1 protein-coding gene is annotated in these 370 nt (G+C 68.9%); it reads left to right on the top strand.

Translation table 11 applies throughout. From position 1 onward, the window contains the following. On the top strand, positions 1–370 hold a 370-nt coding region (locus FLQ44_RS22680; protein ID WP_500692568.1), incomplete at both ends, for a urocanase-related protein.

The raw sequence follows: 370 nt of genomic DNA, 5'->3' as shown, positions 1-370 counted from the left end.
GATAGTGCGGAATGGATATCTCAATGCGCCTATCGTGATCGGGCGTGAGCATCTCGGCGCGGGGGCTGGGGGGGGCCCCAACCGCGAGACGGAAGCCATGCTCGACGGCTCCGACGCGGTGTCGGACTGGCCGCTGCTGAACGCGATGCTCAACGTCGCAGGCGGCGCGACCTGGGTCAGCCTGCACCACGGCGGCGGTGTCGGCATGGGCTACAGCCAGCACAGCGGCGTGGTGATCGTCTGCGACGGCAGCGAGGCAGCAGACCAGCGCATTGCGCGCGTGCTCTGGAATGACCCGGGTACTGGCGTGATGCGGCATGCGGATGCGGGCTATGCGATCGCGCAGGACTGCGCGCGCGAGCAGGGGCTG

Origin of the sequence: Vogesella mureinivorans, assembly GCF_007644035.1 — a bacterium.
Lineage (GTDB): Bacteria > Pseudomonadota > Gammaproteobacteria > Burkholderiales > Chromobacteriaceae > Vogesella > Vogesella mureinivorans.
Note: the sequence above shows the minus strand (reverse complement) of the source record. Positions and strands in the feature narration are given on the sequence as shown.